We start from the raw sequence: 17,490 nt of genomic DNA on the forward strand, positions 1-17,490 counted from the left end.
TATTCCAATCCGTTTCAATTCCGGATTATTTCATCTCCGCCAAGAGGGCCAGGTTCAATTCGGTCACGTTGACCCTCGGCTCCCCGAACAGACCCCACTGCCGTCCTCGAATTTGCGCGTTCACCAGTTGATTCAGCCGCTGTTCGTCCAGTCCGGTAGCTTGGCTGATCCGGGGGATTTGGGCTTTGGCCGCTTCCGCAGAAAGATCGGGGTCAAGTCCTGAACCTGAACCGGTCACCAGATCGGCGGGAACCGTTTGGAGTGCCGGATTTTCTTGCTTGATCTCCGCAATCTTGGTCATCATCTCGTCCGCATACTCCTCTGATGCAACAGCCCGGTTGGAGCCAGCTGAAGCGGCAGCGTCGTATCCGGCACCCGATGCCCTTGGCTGGAACAAACCCGGCGAGGCCACTTTCTGTGCCAGCAACGAGGAACCGATCACCTTACCCTGCTGCGTAATCAGGCTGCCGTTCGCCTGAGCCGGAAATAGCAGCTGTGCAACGGCTGTCGTTGCAAGTGGGTAAATGACACCGCATAACAACATTAAAACTAAAGACAGTCGAAGGGCGATCACTGTCATTTTCATCGTGTTTCACATCCCAAACGTGTAATGGTTCCAGCTCTACTCTTATACAAAATTCAGTCCCGACAACACCAGGTCGATCAGCTTGATGCCGATGAATGGTACGATGACGCCACCGATGCCATAGAGCAAAAGGTTGCGGCCAAGCAGCCGGTCGGCCGACATGGCGCGATATTTCACGCCGCGCATGGCGATCGGAATGAGCAGCGGAATAATGACGGCGTTAAATATGAGCGCCGACAGGATTGCCGACTGCGGCGAAGCCAGGTTCATAATGTTCAGCGCCTGCAACTGAGGCATAGCGGCAATGAACATCGCCGGAATGATGGCGAAATACTTGGCAATATCATTCGAAATCGAGAACGTGGTCAGCGCCCCCCGGGTGATCAGCAGCTGCTTCCCGATGGATACGACGGACAACAGCTTTGTCGGATCGGAGTCGAGGTCGATCATGTTGGCAGCTTCCTTCGCCGCCATCGTCCCCGAATTCATCGCCAGGCCCACATCCGCTTGAGCGAGAGCAGGGGCGTCGTTGGTTCCGTCTCCTGTCATGGCGACGAGCTTGCCTTCCTGCTGTTCCTTTTGAATGGCACGGATTTTGTCCTCCGGTTTCGCTTCGGCGATAAAATCGTCAACACCGGCTTCCAGCGCAATCGTAGCAGCCGTCAGCGGGTTATCCCCCGTGCACATGATCGTTTTGATGCCCATGGAGCGCATTTCCTCGAACTTCTCTTTAAGTCCCGGCTTCACTGTATCTTTCAAATAGATGACACCGTAAATCCGGTCATTGATGGCCACGGCAAGCGGCGTGCCGCCTGCTTTGGCAATCCGGCTTGCGATATCGTCCAGATCGCCAGGCACCCGTCCGCCGTGAGCCGCGACATGGCGTTTAATAGCATCGACTGCTCCTTTGCGAATTTGCTGTCCATCAGCCATGTTGAGCCCCGACATACGCGTCTCTGCGGTGAACTCTACGCTTTCGGCCGCAGCATACTCGGCCTCGTTCCACTGTTCGCCCTGGCGGCCCGCCAACTCAACCACAGAGCGCCCCTCCGGTGTCTCGTCCCGCACGGAAGCCCGCAGCGCCGCTCGGGTCATCTCTTGCACGGTTACGCCCTGTACGGGCACGAATTCGGATGCCATCCGGTTGCCATAGGTGATCGTTCCCGTTTTGTCCAGAATCAGCGTATCGATGTCTCCTGCGGCTTCCACCGCTTTCCCTGACATGGCAAGCACGTTGTACTGGGTGACGCGGTCCATGCCCGCAATGCCGATAGCCGAGAGCAGCCCGCCAATCGTCGTTGGAATCAGGCAGACCAGCAGTGCGATCAGCGTCGCTACGTCAAGATGGATGCCCAGATAATCGGCCATCGGAAACATTGTCATAATGACGATCAGGAAAATCATCGTCAGCACCGCAAGCAGGGTAGTCAACGCGATCTCATTCGGCGTCTTCTGGCGCTGTGCGCCTTCCACCAGCGAGATCATGCGGTCGAGGAAGGATTCTCCCGGATCGGTCTGCACCCGCATGACAATATAGTCCGAAGCCACACGCGTGCCGCCCGTGACCGAAGAGAAATCGCCGCCCGCTTCCTTAATGACAGGCGCCGATTCTCCCGTGATCGCCGATTCATCAATCGACGCGAGCCCTTCAATAATCTCGCCGTCGGTCGGTATCATTTCGCCTGTTTCTACGCGAACGACATCGCCTTTTTTCAACTTGGTCGAGGAAACCTGAAGCGTCGTGCCGTCTTTCTGCACCAGTCTGGCCGTTGTATCAGACTTCGTTTTGCGCAGCGTATCTGCCTGCGCCTTGCCTCTGCCCTCGGCGAGGGCTTCGGCGAAGTTGGCAAACAACAGCGTAAACAGCAGGATCAGAAATACCGCCATGTTGTACGCCCGCCCTCCCTCGGCCGCTGCCGCAAACAAATCGGGCTTGATACATAACAGTAGCGTAATCAAGGTGCCTACTTCGACGATGAACATGACCGGGTTTTTGATCATCGCCACCGGATTCAGTTTCCGGAATGCATCAATCATTGCCCGTAGCATAATTTCCTTGTTCATTAACCGTCCCGGCTTCCCGGTGTTCCCGGGCTGAAGATGGCCGTTCTCTCCTCTTACGGCACCTGCCGCAAGCTGCTCGTTGTTCATTCCTTCCATTGTGGGCTCCCTCTTTCATGGATTCACTATCTTCGCAGGTTATAACTTCCTATTTCATTTCGTTGTCCCTCGCGCAACGTCATGTTATTAAAACAGGCGAACGCTATCCGACCGACATAGCCAAATGCTCTGCGATCGGCCCCAGCGCCAATGCCGGGAAAAACGTCAAGGCTCCAATGACCACAATGACGACCACCAGAACGCCGGCAAACATCGGTGTATTTGTGCGCAGTGTACCCGTTGTTATCGGAACAATCCGTTTGGTGGCAAGCGATCCGGCAATGGCAAGCAGCGCAATCATGGAAACGTATCTTCCCAGCAGCATCACTACGCCGATGCCGATATTATAAAAGTCCGTATTCGCATTCAGCCCGGCAAACGCGGAACCGTTATTGGCCGCTCCCGAAGCAAATGCGTACAACACCTCGCTGATTCCATGCATCCCACCGTTGGAAATGGACGCCATGGCGTCAGGGCTCAGGAAAGCCAGCGCCGTAGGAGCCAGAATGATCAGCGGATGAATCAGCAATGCAATGGATGCCAGCTTGATTTCCTTCGCTTCAATCTTTTTGCCGAGAAATTCGGGCGTCCGGCCAACCATCAAACCGCAGATGAACACGGCCAAGATCACATACAGCAGACCGTTTAGAAGCCCTACGCCTTTGCCGCCGAACACGTTGTTCAGCATCATCTGGGCCATGGGGACCATGCCTCCAAGCGGTGTCAACGATTCGTGCATATTGTTGACTGAGCCCGTCGTCGCCGCCGTCGTAACTGCGGTGAACAGCGCCGATTCGGAAATGCCGAGCCGCACTTCCTTGCCCTCCATGTTTCCTTGGATGCCCGCTGCCTCAAGTGCAGGCACGCCGCGATATTCGGATACGAATACCGTCGTCAACATAACAAGAAACAGTGCGCTCATCACGGCGAATAAAGCCCATCCTTGCTTCTTGTTGTTCGCCATGATGCCGAAAGCGTACACCAGTGCCGTTGGCAGCAGCATCATACAGACGATGTGCACCAGATTGGCCAAAGCTGTCGGTGTCTCGAACGGGTGAGCCGCATTGGTTCCGAACCATCCTCCCCCGTTCGTACCCAGGTGTTTGATGGATTCCAGTGAAGCCACCAGTCCCCGCGTAATCGTCTGTTCGCCCCCGTCCAGCGTCGCTGCACGGACAGCTCCGGCCAACGTCTGCGGTACACCCTGAAATACGAGAAACAGCGCAACGAGCACGCTCAGCGGCAAAAACACTCTCGTAATGGCACGCACCATGTCCACATAAAAGTTTCCCAGTTCATTCTTGCGGCCTACCAAGCCGCGTATGAACGCAATCGCCACGGCAAAGCCGGTTGCAGCTGACGTGAACATCGGAAACGTCACGGCCAACATTTGCGACAGATACGATAGAGCATTTTCGCCCGTATACGACTGCCAGTTGGTGTTGGTCATAAAAGAAACTGCTGTGTTAAATGCCTGTGCCGCAGGCATGTTGTCGATCCCGTCCGGATTGAGCGGCAGCCACTTTTGCAGCCGCAACACCAGAAACATCAGGATCAGCATAACCATATTGGAAAGGAGAACGGCCGACAGGTATTTTTTCCACCCCATCGTTTCATCTTCCCGTACCCCCATCGCCTTGTATAACAAACGCTCCGGAACGCCAAAGATCCGGTCAAGCCATGTCCTTTGCCCGCCAAACACCTTTACCAGATAACTCCCCATCGGTTTCACCAGCAGGATGATGATCAGCAGCGTGACTGCCACTTGCAACCAACCTGTACTCATTCCATGTGTCCTCCCCAATTCGCACTTGCAACACCTGCCATCAGAACTTCTCCGGCTTCGCCAGCACATAGCCCAGATACACCATCAGTGCCAGCGCGATCGAACCTACAACGACCATATCCGGTCCCTCCCTTTCTTCCCCTATGCCTTCTCACAAAAATTCATAAATCCCCAAAATAGTGCAAACATCAGCACCGTCAACGCAATCATCGTGACGTCGTTCACCATCCGGATTTCCTCCTTTTTCTCCTGCTCGCATTGAAATTTTAATACGGAACCGTGTAAAAATGGGGTAAAGATTGGACCGGCAGCGCGTAAAAAAAGCGTAAAAATGCAAAAAAAGAACCCTTCACTCCAGCTGCAACCCAGCTGAATAACGAACAGGTTCATGTTTAAGGTCGATTTTTCGTTGCTCAAAACGGTTCTTGCGCCCACTGCAACAGCTTCTTCTTGGTGATCTTCGAATGGGAAGCGTGATGGAGAACCTTGCCCTCGCTGAGCAGCAATACCTGCGGCGATTCATGGCGAATCTCCGTTTCTTCAGCGATCCGGCGGGACAACGGACGACTTTCGATCACATCCACCATCCGATACTCCATATTCTGTACCGGATTGGCGGCATTCGCGCTGACAAAAGCGGCAAATTCCCGATACGCACGCGCGCTGACGGGACAAGTTGTACTATGCTTAAGGATGAGCACAGGGTGGTCATCTGAACGGCGGAGTGCCTCCTCCCAATCGTCTGTTTTATATATCTCCGCAATCTGCCCGCTGAGCAGACGCTCCGAATCGGCAAGAGCACGCTTGCTCACGATTGAACCAACGAATATGCCGAGCGCTGCCCCAAAGGCGACGCCGAGCGCGATCTGATCTGTGACGACGCCAATACAGGCCCCGATGGCAACACCTATGCTGAGCCATAACGCCTGATGGTTCACCTGTTTATCCACGAAGATCATCCTTCCCCCAACGTTATCGGAGCGCCGATCTCTTAGAAGGCATCCTCCGCAGTCATTCGTCCTCTTTCCAGAAATTATATCATAGGCCTATGAAAAACGGGGGCAATTACTCATCTCACCCCCTGTTTTTGTGTTACACTATTTGTAATTTGGATACGCTGAAAAGGGATAGAATTGAACGGGAAAAGGAGATTTTCTTGATGACATATGCATTCATGATTGAGCCGGATTTTTATACCCCGCTGCACACGGATGAAGAACGCATCGAAAAGTGCCAAGAGTGGGGGCTGCTGTCGGACAAGGCGACTAAGCTCAAAACATTTTATTATAAAGGGAATGGTCTGAACGTCCCTTGCACCATCATTGGTTTCGTGGATCACATGGCCGCAGTCATTCAGCTGGACAACGACCAGAAACACTGCATTCATCCCGCTTATCTCAAGGAAATGCAGGCCTCGGGCTTTAAAGGCACGCTCGCTGCAGCGCCGGACAAAAAAGCGGGCACGCCAGGCGTGGTGGACGGCAGCGAGACAAGCTCCGTCGAATCCTCATCCGATGACGGACTTGTTTCGGACGCAGAATCGTCTGATTTGGCAGGGGACAATTCTTCCGCCACGGAAGAACAGCCCTCCGCCACTGACAGAGCCATCGCATCCACTGCCAGCCTGCCAGGCGATCCGGACGGGCTGGTCGAAGAATACGTGTCTCCCCAATCGGCATCCGCATCGGAGGACAAACCAAAGGCCAAAACCGCGAGCAAAGCCAAGGCAGCCAAACTCGATTTGCCGGAAGGCAAGGTCAAAATGACCGCGGTCGTGAAGGAATTTACGACGGTGCCAAACCATTTTGCCGACAATGACGACGAAGTCATCATCTATGAAGCCGTCGCGATTCTGGAACCGGATATGCTCGAAGTGGGCGAGGCCTGGTCCAGCCACAGCGCCACGATCAAAAAGCTGGACCTTGAAGTCGGTGATACGCTGACGTTTGACGCCAAAATCATCAAAAAGAAACTGGCTAAACACCCCGTGCCCTACAAGATCAACAATCCGTCCAAAATTCAGAAACAGTAGGGTCGAAAGCAGCCAACATGGGAAATAATACGTCTATCGACGTACATTCATACAAGACAAATAAGCCTCCGAAAACAGCGCCTATCAGGGCGCTGCTTTGGAGGCTTATTTGTTTTCTCACTGTTTCCCTGCCCAGCAGCAGCGGGGGACATTAAAGACCGAATTAAGCTTGGACAGGCTTTGCGCTGATCTGGAATCCCACGCCGAACTTGTCCGTAACCTGGCCGTAGGCCGGGCTCCAGAACGTTTCCTGTACCGGCATGGTGACCGTTCCGCCTTCTTTCAGTTTGTCGAAAATGCGGCGGGCTTCCTCGGCCGTATCCGTATTTACGGTGACCGTGATGTGGTTGCCCACGGTATGCTCCATGCCAGGAAGGGTATCAGAAATCATGAGCAGGGAGCTGCCGATCTGCAAGGATGCATGCATGACCCAGTCCTTCGCCTCATCGGGAATCGGATGCTCGGGATTTGGCGGCATATCGCCAAATGTTTTCAAATCCAGCACTTCGGCACCAAATGCTTCTTTATACAGTTCCACTGCTTCGCGTCCGGTTCCATTGGTTACAAGGTACACATTCAGACTGATCGACATTCGTTTCCAGCTCCTTTAAACTCACGGATTATATGGCTCAATTCACTTGCGTCAAGAGTATATACCAAGGCTTGTCCACCTGACAAGCAGTGAAATTCGAGTCGGCCACAAGGTAGGATGTTCCTAATTCCTAACGTTTATGCTCCGCGTCAAAAACGAAAAGAACTGCCCGCGCGGTTAAGCGAAGCAGTTCTGATAGGGTGCACGGCTGGCTAAGTGCATGCATTACATAAAGATTATGATCTGTTACGGCGGTAGTCTACGCCTCGTTCCAGAACCGGCGCAAATTGTCCATGGCGATTTTGGACGCGGCTTTGCACTCCTCCATGCCTTCGAATTCCACGGTAACGGCTCCGTCATAGCCGGAGTCCTTGATCAGTTTGACGATTTTGCGGATCGGAAGATCGCCTTGTCCCACGATCGCCCCGCGCATGTAATTGCCATGGGATGTGGTGAACCATTCGCCTTCGCCCGGATTTTCGTCGAACGGACGCACATAGAAATCTTTGAAATGAACGAGGGAAGCATACGGAAGATTATTCATGACTCCAACAATCGGGTCCTCGTCCACGCACAGGAAGTTGCCGACGTCCAGCGTCGTTTTGAAATTAGGCCGATCCACGGCATGCAGCACCCGCTGCACCCTGTCGCTCGCCTGCACGCTGAAACCATGGTTTTCGATCGTCGTTGTAATGCCGAAGCCTGCAGCATAATCGGCAATCAACTGGCTGCCCTTCACCATGAGCGGCAAATGCTGGTCGAACCAGGCAATCGTCATGTGCTCTTTCGGCAGCTTGAACGCTGTGACGTCGTGCCGCATATGCTTCACGCCCATCCGATGAACCACGTCGACGTGACGCTTCACCCGGGCAACCTCTTCCTCGAAGGCTTCCTCCGTCTCCTGCACGAAATTGGCGGGCATCGAATAATTGGACAGCTCAATGCCTGCGGCAGCCGCACGCTCCCGAATAGCGTCAGCCAGTTCCGGATTGTCCTCCACGGTATAACCGTATGGAACCATCTCCATGTGTTCGCCGCCATTTGCGGCAATCCAGTCGATCACGTCCAGCACCGTCATGCTCCCTGCGTTCAACTCGTTCAGCAGGCTGTAGGTACTCAGGCCGATTTTCATATGCTTACGCCTCTCCTCTGTATTTTCGGATAAACTCCACCGCTTTGCGAATATCCTGCTCCGGCTGGTCGCCAACCTCGCGCTCGATGGTCAGGTAACCGGTGTACCCGATGTCCTGAAGGGCTGCAAAATAAGCGGTAAAATCAACGCTTCCCTCACCTAGCGGAACCTCGCGGAAAAAGACGCCCGATGATACCATTTCCGCGATTTTGTCATGGTCCATCGGCGCATAACCAACGGCTCCGTAAACATCCCTCGGATCAACTTCCTTCAGGCGAACGCCATCCTTTACATGCGTATGCACAATGTAATCCTTCAACAGATGCACACCTTGGACCGGATCATCTCCTGTGACCATGACCATGTTGGCCGGGTCGAAATTGACGGATACGCCGTTGGTCGAGAGGGTGTCCAGAAATCCCTTCAAATCGGCTGCCGTCTCCGGCCCGGTCTCGATGGCGAAATAGGCCCCTACGCTTTTGGCATATTGCCCCAATTCTTCGCAAGCGGCGTGAAGCGTATGATAGACTTCCGATGCCGGATCATGGGGAACGATGCCGATGTGCGTGGTCACGATGTTGGTCCCCAGATCCAGGGCCAGATCGACGATGCGCTTCGATTTTTCGACTTTCCATGCATTGTCTTCCTTCACCTGAAAACCGTGCCCGCCCAAATCGCCGACCAATGCCGAAATCTCCAGCCCGAGGGATGCGATGTAATCCTTCAGTTCCTTGCGGGCTGCCGGCGTGAGGTTCGCCGGGTCCATCTCGCCTTTGACCGCATAAATCTGCACGCCCTCCGCTCCGGCCGACTTGGCTTTGACCAATCCCTCGCGTACGCCTACGCCGAAGCTATCCACGATGACGCCGATGCTGTTGGTTAATTTCATGCGTTACCCTCCCTGTTATGTTGGCTTCCCAGATTGGTACTTACCTTTTCATGTCGTTTTGCTGCTGTGCGGCTTACAAGCTTACCTTTTGCCATAGCTGACTGTTTTTCCTGCCGACACGCCCGCTTTCCATCATTAATCTTTTCCCGTTTGATTTCCGGCTGCTTACCTGCTGCCCACACGAAAAGAATATGTCATGTTCGGCCAAAAAACGCTCCCTTCGCTTAGTGTATCGGCATCAGCTTCACTGACCTCACCTCATACGGCTTGAATGCCAGTCGAAGCACTCCGTCCTGAGAAGAAAGTTCTTCTCCCTCATCCTCCAGCAGATTGACTGTACACGCTCTTATCGATGTTTGGGGCAAGCGCAGCTCCACGGTTTCCCTGCCACCGGAAGATTCATAGAAACGCAAAATCGTTCCCAAGCCGTCCTCGGCCGCTTTGACCGTATCCAGAATGACGTGTTTGCTGTCAAAGCGGAAATACGCGTATACGCCGGGCATTATACCTGCATGCTGCTCCGCAGCGACCACGTGCACCGGATGGTTCAGTTCCATGGCGCGGCGCACCACGCCCGCCTCACGCCAATCTCCCGCATGTGGCAGCAAGGAGTAGGTGAACTCATGCTCCCCTTGATCGGCATGTTCGTCAGGCCATTTCGGAGCCCGCAGCAGCGACAACCGGAGCGTCTGCTTTTTAATGTCGTAGCCGTATTTGCAATCATTCAGCAGGCTGACCCCGCCATTGACTTCGGAAAGGTCTGCCCAGCGATGGCCGCATACCTCGAATTGCGCCTGTTCCCAGCTTGTATTGGCATGACTCGACCGCTCCAACGCGCCAAACGGAATTTCGTAGGTCGCCCGGGTCGCTACCAAATCTATGGGAAAAGCTACCTTCAGCAGCTTATGACTCTCCGCCCACTGCACACGCGTCCTGAAATCGACGCGGCGCTGATGGCGGCACAGCACGATATCCTGCTCGATCTTGGATGCGCCGAGCTCCCATCGGAAGCGCAGCACATCCTGCACGCCGCCGTGCCGAACGACCTCGCTGGAGATCAAACGTGCCCGATCGGCGCGCTGCGACTCGAACCGGGGATCGATGTCCCATGCATCCCAATACGTGGGCCTGTCATGAAACAGCTGCAGCTCGTTCGCCATTTCGCCCGGTTTCAGCCACTCGCGCTGCAGCGATTTGTCATACCAGCGGGTAATCTCGCCCGCCTCGTTGAATTCGAGCACATATTCGTCCGTTTCCCAACGCGAAGGGACGGAATTGCCGGTATCGCCGGCATGATCCAAGCCGACCACACGGTCCGATTCACCGGATGCTACAGATCGGTCGGCTTGGCGCAGCCACAACGTTGTATATCCAAATGCCGGGATGCCAGTCACGTGAATCATCAGCTTATGCACGCCTTCGCTCCGAACAAGCTCGCCTTCAAGACGATGCCCCTCCTGATCATAGGCAGCCATTTCCGGAATCGATGAATCCAGCGTGATTTCAATCACTTCATTTCGTTCCCAGCCCATGCTGTTGAAAATAATATACGGCTGTCCCTCTGCACCATCGGTGGCGATTTGCCCTGCAATAATATCCAGTGCGCCCGTCAAGGCCGACGTTCCCAGTTCAAAGACCTGAGCGTATTCTTGCGCCGATGTCACATAAACCTCGGGAATCGATGTTCCCGGAATAATGTCATGGAACTGGTTCAGCATGATCAGCTTCCATCCTTCATCCAGCTTGCTTTTCAACTGTGCCGGGTCTGCTCCGTGAACGGCAGCGCTCGAGACGCGCTCTTTTGGGATGGCCATTGATGTGGCAGCGCTCGAGAGACCCGCGAGTTGGCCCCACACTTCCGCTTCCCGGTACAACACCTCCGCTTTGCGGTTGCTGCGTTTGTTCCGTGCATGCGTCGTGTACGTTCCGCGGTGCAGCTCCAAATAAAGATCGCCATGCCACTGCGGCAATTCCCGCTGCCGCTCTGTTATGCCTTCGAAGAATGAAGCGGCCGTGCTGAACCTGCTGACAGGTTGACCCACCATAAAGGCGGCTTTTTCAGCCATCTCCACCATCTCGCTCGTGACCCCGCCCCCGCCGTCGCCATGCCCGTATAGGAGCATCTGCTCGGGATGGACGCCCTTCTGCCTGTAGGACTGCCAATGCTCCGCCACATCTTTCGGGCGCGTATGCTCATTCACGCCGTGGTTCAAGTAGGAGAGCACGGACGTACCGTCAATCCCTACCCACTCGAACAAGTCATGCGGAAAAACATTCGTGTCATTCCAATTCAGCTTGGTCGTCATGAAGTAGGAAATGCCTGCCTGCTTCAGCAGCTGCGGCAGGGACGCACAATATCCGAACGTATCGGGCAGCCACTCGATCTTCGACCGCTTGCCAAACTCGGCCTCGTAGAATCGCTGTCCGTACAACATCTGGCGCACCAGCGATTCGCCGCTCGGAATGTTCAGGTCCGGCTCGACCCACATGCCGCCGACAAGCTCCCATCGCCCCTCGGCAATCCGGGCCTTGACGCGTTCGTACAGCTCAGGATAATGCTCTTTCGCAAAGGCATAGAGCTGCGGCTGGCTCTGGGAGTAGACGAAGTCCGGATACTCGTCCATCAGGGCGCACATCGTCGAGAAGGTGCGGCTGGTTTTGCGCACCGTTTCGCGTACCGGCCACAGCCAAGCGACGTCGATATGCGATTGCCCGATCAGATGCATGAATCCGGAACGGGCTGGCTCCGGGTCCACCTCCTGTACGGCAAGAGCGAGCGTATGCTCGAACTCGCCGACCCAGCCTGCGTCGCTCCAGCGTTCCGGATTGTCATACATCTCATCCATAATCCGATGCACGGCCAGGATCAAGCGGCCCCTCTTCAGGTCGGCCTCCGGCAATTCGCGCAGCGATTCGGCGAGCACTTTTACGCTGTACATCAAGCTCTGCAGCGGGCGATTGACGTGTACGAGCGCTGCGCGGATGCCGCGGATCGGCGGGTTGATCGTGGCTTGCCGGTTTAAGGGATCGTGGGGCTCCGGAATCGGATCGTAAAGCTCCACCTCAAGCAGCGGATTCATGCCGGTCCGGCTTCTTGGCAATGGCACAAAGCCATGGTTCCGGTCCAAGCCGTGATACGGCTGGCCGTTCACTCGCAGCAATCCTTCGCCTCGGGTTTCAAAAACTAAGCCAATCGCGCCATCCTCCCACTCCGGCGGGATATCCAATGTAGTGCCCAGTCGATACGTCGTGCCATGAATGCCTTGCAGCGCCGTGATGTCCTCCAAGGCAGCCGCCTCTTGCTCGTCTTCATATTCGCCTGGAACAACATATTTGGTCCTCTGCACCTGCCACTGTGGCAGCTCAATGCAATCAAGCCAGCGGCTCTGCTCCATATCCTGAATGAAACGATGAATGCGAATCATGCTTCTCCCTCCTTGTTCCGTACACGCAGCGTGCACTCGATTCCATCCTGCGAATGACGGCCTGCCTTCAACCTGAACTCACCCGGTTCCACGATGCGGCGCAGCTGCGAGTCCACGAGCGAGAGCTGCTCAAAGCCGACCTTGAGTGTAACAGTCCGTGTCTGACCAGGTTCAAGCTCAATCTTGGTGAATCCCCCCAGCGCCAGTTCAGGACGCGTAACGGAGGCGGTAACGTCCGTGACATAGAGCTGAACGACCTCCATTCCGGCAACGGTGCCGCTGTTCGTCACGTCTACATGAAGCTCTGCTTCCTCGTCCGGTCCGATCACTTCGGGCGTCACCCGGATATTAGCGTAGTCAAACGTGGTGTAGCTGAGCCCGAAACCGAACGGATATTGCGGTGCAAGCTCCATCTCCAAGTACCGTTTGCCACGGGTTCGTCTGGCATGGTACACCACCGGAAGCTGGCCGACATGCTTCGGAACGGACACGCTGAGCCTGCCGGAGGGGTTGGCATCCCCGAACAGAATGTCCGCGACGGCATTTCCGCCCCCCTGTCCGGGATACCATGCTTCCAGAATCGCATGCGCGTGCTCGTCGATCCACGGCTCTGCGATCGGTCGACCATTGATGTACACCACAATGACGGGTTTCCCGAGCTTATGTACCTCTTGCACCAGCTCCAGCTGAACGCCCGTCAGACTGAGCGAAGAGCGGTCGATGCCCTCGCCGCACTCCATGTCGTTCCAAGGGTCGTCTGTGACGACAGAGGCCCCCGTTCGCAAATCAATCGTGCCTTCGCCGAAGTCCCGGGCGCTGGAGCCGCCCATGACCATCACGATGGCATCGGCCTGCTCCGCAGCGCCAAGCGCTTGAGCGAACCCTTCGCGCGATTCGCCCTTGATGCGGCAGCCCGGCACGTAAAGCACCTCGGCCGCATCTTCCCCGAGCGACGCCAGGTTGGCGCGAATGCCCTCCAGTACGGTAACGACCTGTCCCTTCGGCTGAGGCGAGGTGTAATCGCCGAGTTGATTATAAACGTGGTTGGCATTCGGACCGATGACGGCAAGTGTATACCCTTTTTTAGCGAGGGGAAGCGTGCCGTTTTCGTTTTTTAGCAATACTATGCCTTCCCGGGCCACCTGCCGAGCCAGCTCCTTGTGCGCTTCGCAGCCGATGACCCGTTCCGCAAAGGCGGGATCGACAAACGGCTGCTCGAACAGTCCCAATCTGAACTTCAGCTCCAGCACGCGGCTCACCGCCTGATCCAGATCGTGCTCAGCCATAAATCCCTGCTCCAACGCTTGTTTCAGATGCTTGCGGAACATATATCCCGACATTTCCATGTCCACACCCGCCCTCAGCGCCTGAGCTGCGGCCTGTTCGCCATTCTCCGCCGTGTTGTGGCCGTGCACCAGCATCTGGATCGCGCCAAAGTCCGTGATAACCACACCCTCGAATCCCCATTGCTCGCGCAAAACGTCATTCAGCAGATATGTGCTTGATGTGCAAGGCACGCCGTCGATTTCGTTGTACGCCGTCATGACGGAGCAGGCGCCTGCTTCCACCGCTTTTTTGAACGGAAGCAGGTCGATCTCATGCAGCTCCCGCATGCCCATATGTACGGGTGCCGCGTTGCGCCCGCCTTCCGAACTGCCGTAGGCCGCGAAATGCTTCAGCGTCGCCGCAATGGTATGCGGAGAATCCAAACGCTCGCCCTGCAAACCTTCGACGGCAGCCACAGCCAGCTCCCCAATAAGGTAAGGATCCTCGGCAAAGCACTCCTCGGTACGGCCCCAGCGTGGATCACGTACCACGTCAAGCACCGGCGAATAAGTCACCGCCCCTCCCTGGCTGCGCGTCTCCAGCGCGATGGCTTCGCACATTTGCCGATACAGCGCAGGATTCCATGTGCTCCCGACCAGCAAGGGTACGGGAAACACGGTTGCGCCGATCGCCATGTGACCATGCGAGCATTCTTCGCCGAAGAGAAGGGGAATGCCGAGCCGGGAATGCTCGATTGCGTATCGCTGAATCTCGTTCATCGCCTCCGCACCCTGGCGCGGCGAAAGTCCGGTCTCCAGCGTCACCTCGGTCCACGGATCAGCACGAAGCGCGCCATAGAGCGACCCGACGCCTCCATCCGCCACGTCCTGCTTGAATGCTTCCGTCACCTGCACGGTGCCGTCCGCCTCTTTGGCGTACGCTTTCCAGCCCATCGGCTGGATCAACTGCCCAATCTTCTCCTCGGTCGTCATACGCCCGAGCAGATCCTGCACCCGCTCGGGTACCGGACGTGAAGCATCTCTGTAGTCCATATGCGTTCTCCTTTTGTACATCAAAATAGTATGCGAGAAGTACGAGCGCATCGGCGCCAACTTTTCATTCCCTGCCAAACGTCAAATGAACAATTCAAAAGGGTTCCTCAGTTTCTAACGAATCGTACACACGTTACTTCTAATAAACAGCAGCCTTCTCAGCTCTAACGAATCTCAGCAGCGTTATTTGCTGAAAATCGAGGGTTGGTGCACCATTTAAGGCGAAATTAACGTGTCTCATGTTCGTTAGAGCGACAGATCGGCCGATTTCGGCGATATAAGGTGTCTGAGATTCGTTAAACTAAGTTCGCGGGATGCACCATTTCCTCAAATAGCTTTACGGTAATCGCTCGGCGCCATGCCGACCACGTTTTTGAATGCCCGGTTAAAGGAGTTGTAGTTGGTATACCCTACTTCCTCGCTGATTTCCTGAATAGCTTTGTCGGTTTCCTGCATCAGCTGTTTGGCCTTCTCGATCCGCTGGCTGATCAGCAGGTCGACGAACTTCTCCCCGATTTCGTCTTTGAAAAGCTTGCTCAGGTACTTCGGATTGATATCGAACAGATCGCTCAAATAATTCAGAGAAAGGTCCGGATTGCTATAATTCTCCTCGATATACTTTCGAATCTCCAAAATGTTCGTCCCGTGTTTCTTGGAACAGCGCAGCTCGTTCATCCGCCGTGCAAGCTCCCGGAATCCTTCCAGGCACAGCAGGCGCAAATCCTCCTCCGTCTCCCATTCCTCCAGCCGCGGCAGCAGACCTCCGAACACTTCGGCCCAAAGCTCGTGGTACTCGCGGGGAAGCTCAGCGAATTCCCGGTTGTAGTGCTGGAACAGCAGCTGGACCGTGTTCATGATCTCCTGCCTGGACAGAACCGAAGCGCGGATCTGCTCGAACAACCGATCGAAATGCTTCTCCCAATCGCCATCGGACAGCCGCATGGCCTGCACCAGCGAAGAGATGGTTTTCAGGAACTCGTAGACGTCGTTGGTCGAGTCCGGAACGTCCGAACAAGGGATAATCCGGTTAAGACCAAGCACGGCTTTGTAATCGAGTGTACGGACCGCCTCCTTGAAGGAGGCGCGCAAGCCGCGCAGATCAACAGCCACCCGCCCGACGCCGATCGTGACCGTAAAGTTCAGATATTGGCCCACCTGCTCCATGTACCCTGATAGAAGCCGCTGTTCCGCATCCTCCAGCAGCACCCCTTCCGGCAGCCATGCAATGGCGTACAGCCTATGCCCCGCAATCCACTCTGCCCATACTTCCATGCCTTCCTTGCGGGCGTTCTCCTGCAGCATGCTCGACAGGACGAACTTCAGGAGCGACTGATCCTGAAGATGGTACTCGGCGGTAAAGCGGGCATAGCGGTCAATCTCCACCGCCATGACGGACCACCGCGTTCCCGGCTCGGGCAGGTTGAACCTGCGCATGCCTGCGGCCAATTCCTCTGCGGAAAATTCGGAAGTGCCTTCGAGCAGCTCCTGGAACAGGTACTTTTTATGCAAAATGAGGTTCTCCTCATGTTCCTCCTGATAATGCCTGGATTGCTCGATCATGCGCTCCAGCGTGGCATGGATGAAACGGAATTCGTTTTCCTTCGCCTGGTTGACCCCCGGCGCAGGCTGCTTCTGCGAGGCCACCGTCTCGATCAGCGTAACGATCTGCTGAAGCGGCTTGTAATTTCTACGGGTGACGTAAATCACCCAGATCACGCCGGTCAACACCACGGCCAGCGCAAACACAAACCAGATATCGTAAAACTTCAGGGCAAATTTGACGATTTTGCCGTTATTCAGCCCGGTTTGGACCTTCCATCCGCTGTAGCTGGACGTAAACTCCGAGAATACTTCGCCGGATGCTGCTTTGGCGGCAGATCGCTCACCCATTGCTCCATCCCACAGATTGCCTCCCTGGTTGTTATAGATATGAACGAACGTAAACTCAGGATCATACATCTGCATGATCGATTTGCGCAGGGTGGCCAAGTCCACATTGACCACGATGAGTCCGGCACCATTGCTGGCTCCCCGGATCAAGGTGACGACCTGTTTGGCCGCCTGGGACGGAAACGCCTTGAACGCTCTGGCACCGACCCATTTTTGAATGTCCGCTTCGCGGCTGTCCCGGATAAAACCGGCATCGGGAAAATCGGCGACCGCAACCCGCTTTCCATTGCTAAACACCGTATCGTCCGTATTTCGAACGAGATAGATGGAATCGATTAGCGGGTATTCGATTTTCAGCTCGTCAATGGCCTCCATCGCCTGAATGTCCGCATAGACATCCCCGCCGCCGTAGCCGGCGTAATAATTTTTGAGGGTGCTGTTGGTCAACATTTCGCGCAATACCTTGAAATCGATCGACCGCAGCGAATTGTCCAGGTATTGGGTCACCTGCGAGGCCAGAAATTCATTGGCTTTGAGGGCTTCCCTCCGATTCTGTTCATTGAACACCTGGAAAAAGATAAAAAACAAAATGGTGGTCACGATAAAAAACACGGGCAAATACGACAACAACAAACGTCTGAACCAATTGCTCCTCATCTCCGGAACCCCCCGCCACTGAT

The 17,490-nt window shown here is 55.2% G+C and carries 13 protein-coding genes; 1 reads left to right on the forward strand and 12 read right to left on the reverse strand.

The genetic code is table 11. The features are described 5' to 3' along the window. Nucleotides 1-25: 25 nt before the first annotated feature. The 6 genes from kdpC to ytxJ all read right to left on the reverse strand — a co-directional run bounded on the left by kdpC (nt 26) and on the right by ytxJ (nt 5,482). Entirely contained in the window at nt 26-586 is a 561-nt protein-coding gene (gene kdpC / locus L6H98_RS24530; RefSeq protein ID WP_236420316.1) for a potassium-transporting ATPase subunit KdpC, read from the reverse strand. 42 nt (nt 587-628) lie between these two features. Next, nucleotides 629-2,650: a potassium-transporting ATPase subunit KdpB gene (gene kdpB / locus L6H98_RS24535; RefSeq protein WP_236420416.1), complete on the reverse strand. Its 2,022-nt coding sequence runs from the start codon at nt 2,648-2,650 to the stop codon at nt 629-631. A 199-nt stretch (nt 2,651-2,849) separates the two neighbouring features. Beyond that, a complete protein-coding gene (gene kdpA, locus L6H98_RS24540; RefSeq protein ID WP_236420317.1) occupies nt 2,850-4,532 on the reverse strand; it encodes a potassium-transporting ATPase subunit KdpA in 1,683 nt (560 codons plus the stop codon). A 40-nt stretch (nt 4,533-4,572) separates the two neighbouring features. Further along, nucleotides 4,573-4,650 (reverse strand): potassium-transporting ATPase subunit F, encoded by a 78-nt coding sequence (locus L6H98_RS31435; RefSeq protein ID WP_356724286.1) that lies wholly within the window; start codon nt 4,648-4,650, stop codon nt 4,573-4,575. Nucleotides 4,651-4,673: 23 nt separating this feature from the next. Beyond that, a complete protein-coding gene (locus L6H98_RS24545) occupies nt 4,674-4,967 on the reverse strand; it encodes a hypothetical protein (protein WP_236420318.1) in 294 nt (97 codons plus the stop codon). Further along, entirely contained in the window at nt 4,946-5,482 is a 537-nt protein-coding gene (gene ytxJ / locus L6H98_RS24550) for a bacillithiol system redox-active protein YtxJ (protein ID WP_236420319.1), read from the reverse strand. Before ytxJ ends, L6H98_RS24545 begins: the two co-directional genes overlap by 22 nt. Nucleotides 5,483-5,691: 209 nt before the next feature. Here ytxJ and L6H98_RS24555 point away from each other — a divergent pair, with 209 nt between their 5' ends. Beyond that, on the forward strand, nt 5,692-6,564 hold the full coding sequence (locus L6H98_RS24555; protein ID WP_236420320.1) for a hypothetical protein: 873 nt from the start codon (nt 5,692-5,694) through the stop codon (nt 6,562-6,564). A gap of 163 nt (nt 6,565-6,727) precedes the next feature. On the opposite strand, the gene L6H98_RS24560 is transcribed toward L6H98_RS24555, so the two are convergent. From L6H98_RS24560 to L6H98_RS24585, 6 genes are all read right to left on the reverse strand, one after another. Next, nucleotides 6,728-7,156: a VOC family protein gene (locus L6H98_RS24560; protein WP_236420321.1), complete on the reverse strand. Its 429-nt coding sequence runs from the start codon at nt 7,154-7,156 to the stop codon at nt 6,728-6,730. 259 nt (nt 7,157-7,415) lie between these two features. Continuing rightward, nucleotides 7,416-8,288, reverse strand: coding sequence for a sugar phosphate isomerase/epimerase family protein (locus tag L6H98_RS24565; RefSeq protein WP_236420322.1), 873 nt, complete (start codon nt 8,286-8,288; stop codon nt 7,416-7,418). A gap of 4 nt (nt 8,289-8,292) precedes the next feature. Further along, complete coding sequence (locus L6H98_RS24570; protein WP_236420323.1) at nt 8,293-9,177, reverse strand: sugar phosphate isomerase/epimerase family protein; 885 nt, start codon at nt 9,175-9,177, stop codon at nt 8,293-8,295. A gap of 224 nt (nt 9,178-9,401) precedes the next feature. Further along, nucleotides 9,402-12,602, reverse strand: coding sequence for an alpha-mannosidase (locus tag L6H98_RS24575; RefSeq protein ID WP_236420324.1), 3,201 nt, complete (start codon nt 12,600-12,602; stop codon nt 9,402-9,404). Next, entirely contained in the window at nt 12,599-14,920 is a 2,322-nt protein-coding gene (locus tag L6H98_RS24580; RefSeq protein ID WP_236420325.1) for a glycoside hydrolase family 3 N-terminal domain-containing protein, read from the reverse strand. The genes L6H98_RS24575 and L6H98_RS24580 overlap by 4 nt, the downstream gene beginning before the upstream one ends. A gap of 327 nt (nt 14,921-15,247) precedes the next feature. Continuing rightward, nucleotides 15,248-17,467 carry a helix-turn-helix domain-containing protein gene (locus tag L6H98_RS24585; protein WP_236420326.1) on the reverse strand — a complete coding sequence of 740 codons (2,220 nt, stop codon included), beginning with the start codon at nt 17,465-17,467 and terminating at the stop codon, nt 15,248-15,250. Nucleotides 17,468-17,490: the final 23 nt, after the last annotated feature.

Source organism: Paenibacillus sp. JJ-223 (assembly GCF_927798175.1).
GTDB classification, from domain to species: domain Bacteria; phylum Bacillota; class Bacilli; order Paenibacillales; family Paenibacillaceae; genus Paenibacillus; species Paenibacillus hubeiensis.

What these genes read in the sequence shown, in the direction of transcription:
- kdpC (WP_236420316.1), bottom strand. Translation starts at nt 586, where the DNA reads ATGAAAATGACAGTGATCGCCCTTCGACTGTCTTTAGTTTTAATGTTG.
- kdpB (WP_236420416.1), bottom strand. Translation starts at nt 2,650, where the DNA reads ATGAACAAGGAAATTATGCTACGGGCAATGATTGATGCATTCCGGAAA.
- kdpA (WP_236420317.1), bottom strand. Translation starts at nt 4,532, where the DNA reads ATGAGTACAGGTTGGTTGCAAGTGGCAGTCACGCTGCTGATCATCATC.
- L6H98_RS31435 (WP_356724286.1), bottom strand. Translation starts at nt 4,650, where the DNA reads ATGGTCGTTGTAGGTTCGATCGCGCTGGCACTGATGGTGTATCTGGGC.
- L6H98_RS24555 (WP_236420320.1), top strand. Translation starts at nt 5,692, where the DNA reads ATGACATATGCATTCATGATTGAGCCGGATTTTTATACCCCGCTGCAC.
- L6H98_RS24560 (WP_236420321.1), bottom strand. Translation starts at nt 7,156, where the DNA reads ATGTCGATCAGTCTGAATGTGTACCTTGTAACCAATGGAACCGGACGC.
- L6H98_RS24565 (WP_236420322.1), bottom strand. Translation starts at nt 8,288, where the DNA reads ATGAAAATCGGCCTGAGTACCTACAGCCTGCTGAACGAGTTGAACGCA.
- L6H98_RS24570 (WP_236420323.1), bottom strand. Translation starts at nt 9,177, where the DNA reads ATGAAATTAACCAACAGCATCGGCGTCATCGTGGATAGCTTCGGCGTA.
- L6H98_RS24575 (WP_236420324.1), bottom strand. Translation starts at nt 12,602, where the DNA reads ATGATTCGCATTCATCGTTTCATTCAGGATATGGAGCAGAGCCGCTGG.
- L6H98_RS24580 (WP_236420325.1), bottom strand. Translation starts at nt 14,920, where the DNA reads ATGGACTACAGAGATGCTTCACGTCCGGTACCCGAGCGGGTGCAGGAT.
- L6H98_RS24585 (WP_236420326.1), bottom strand. Translation starts at nt 17,467, where the DNA reads ATGAGGAGCAATTGGTTCAGACGTTTGTTGTTGTCGTATTTGCCCGTG.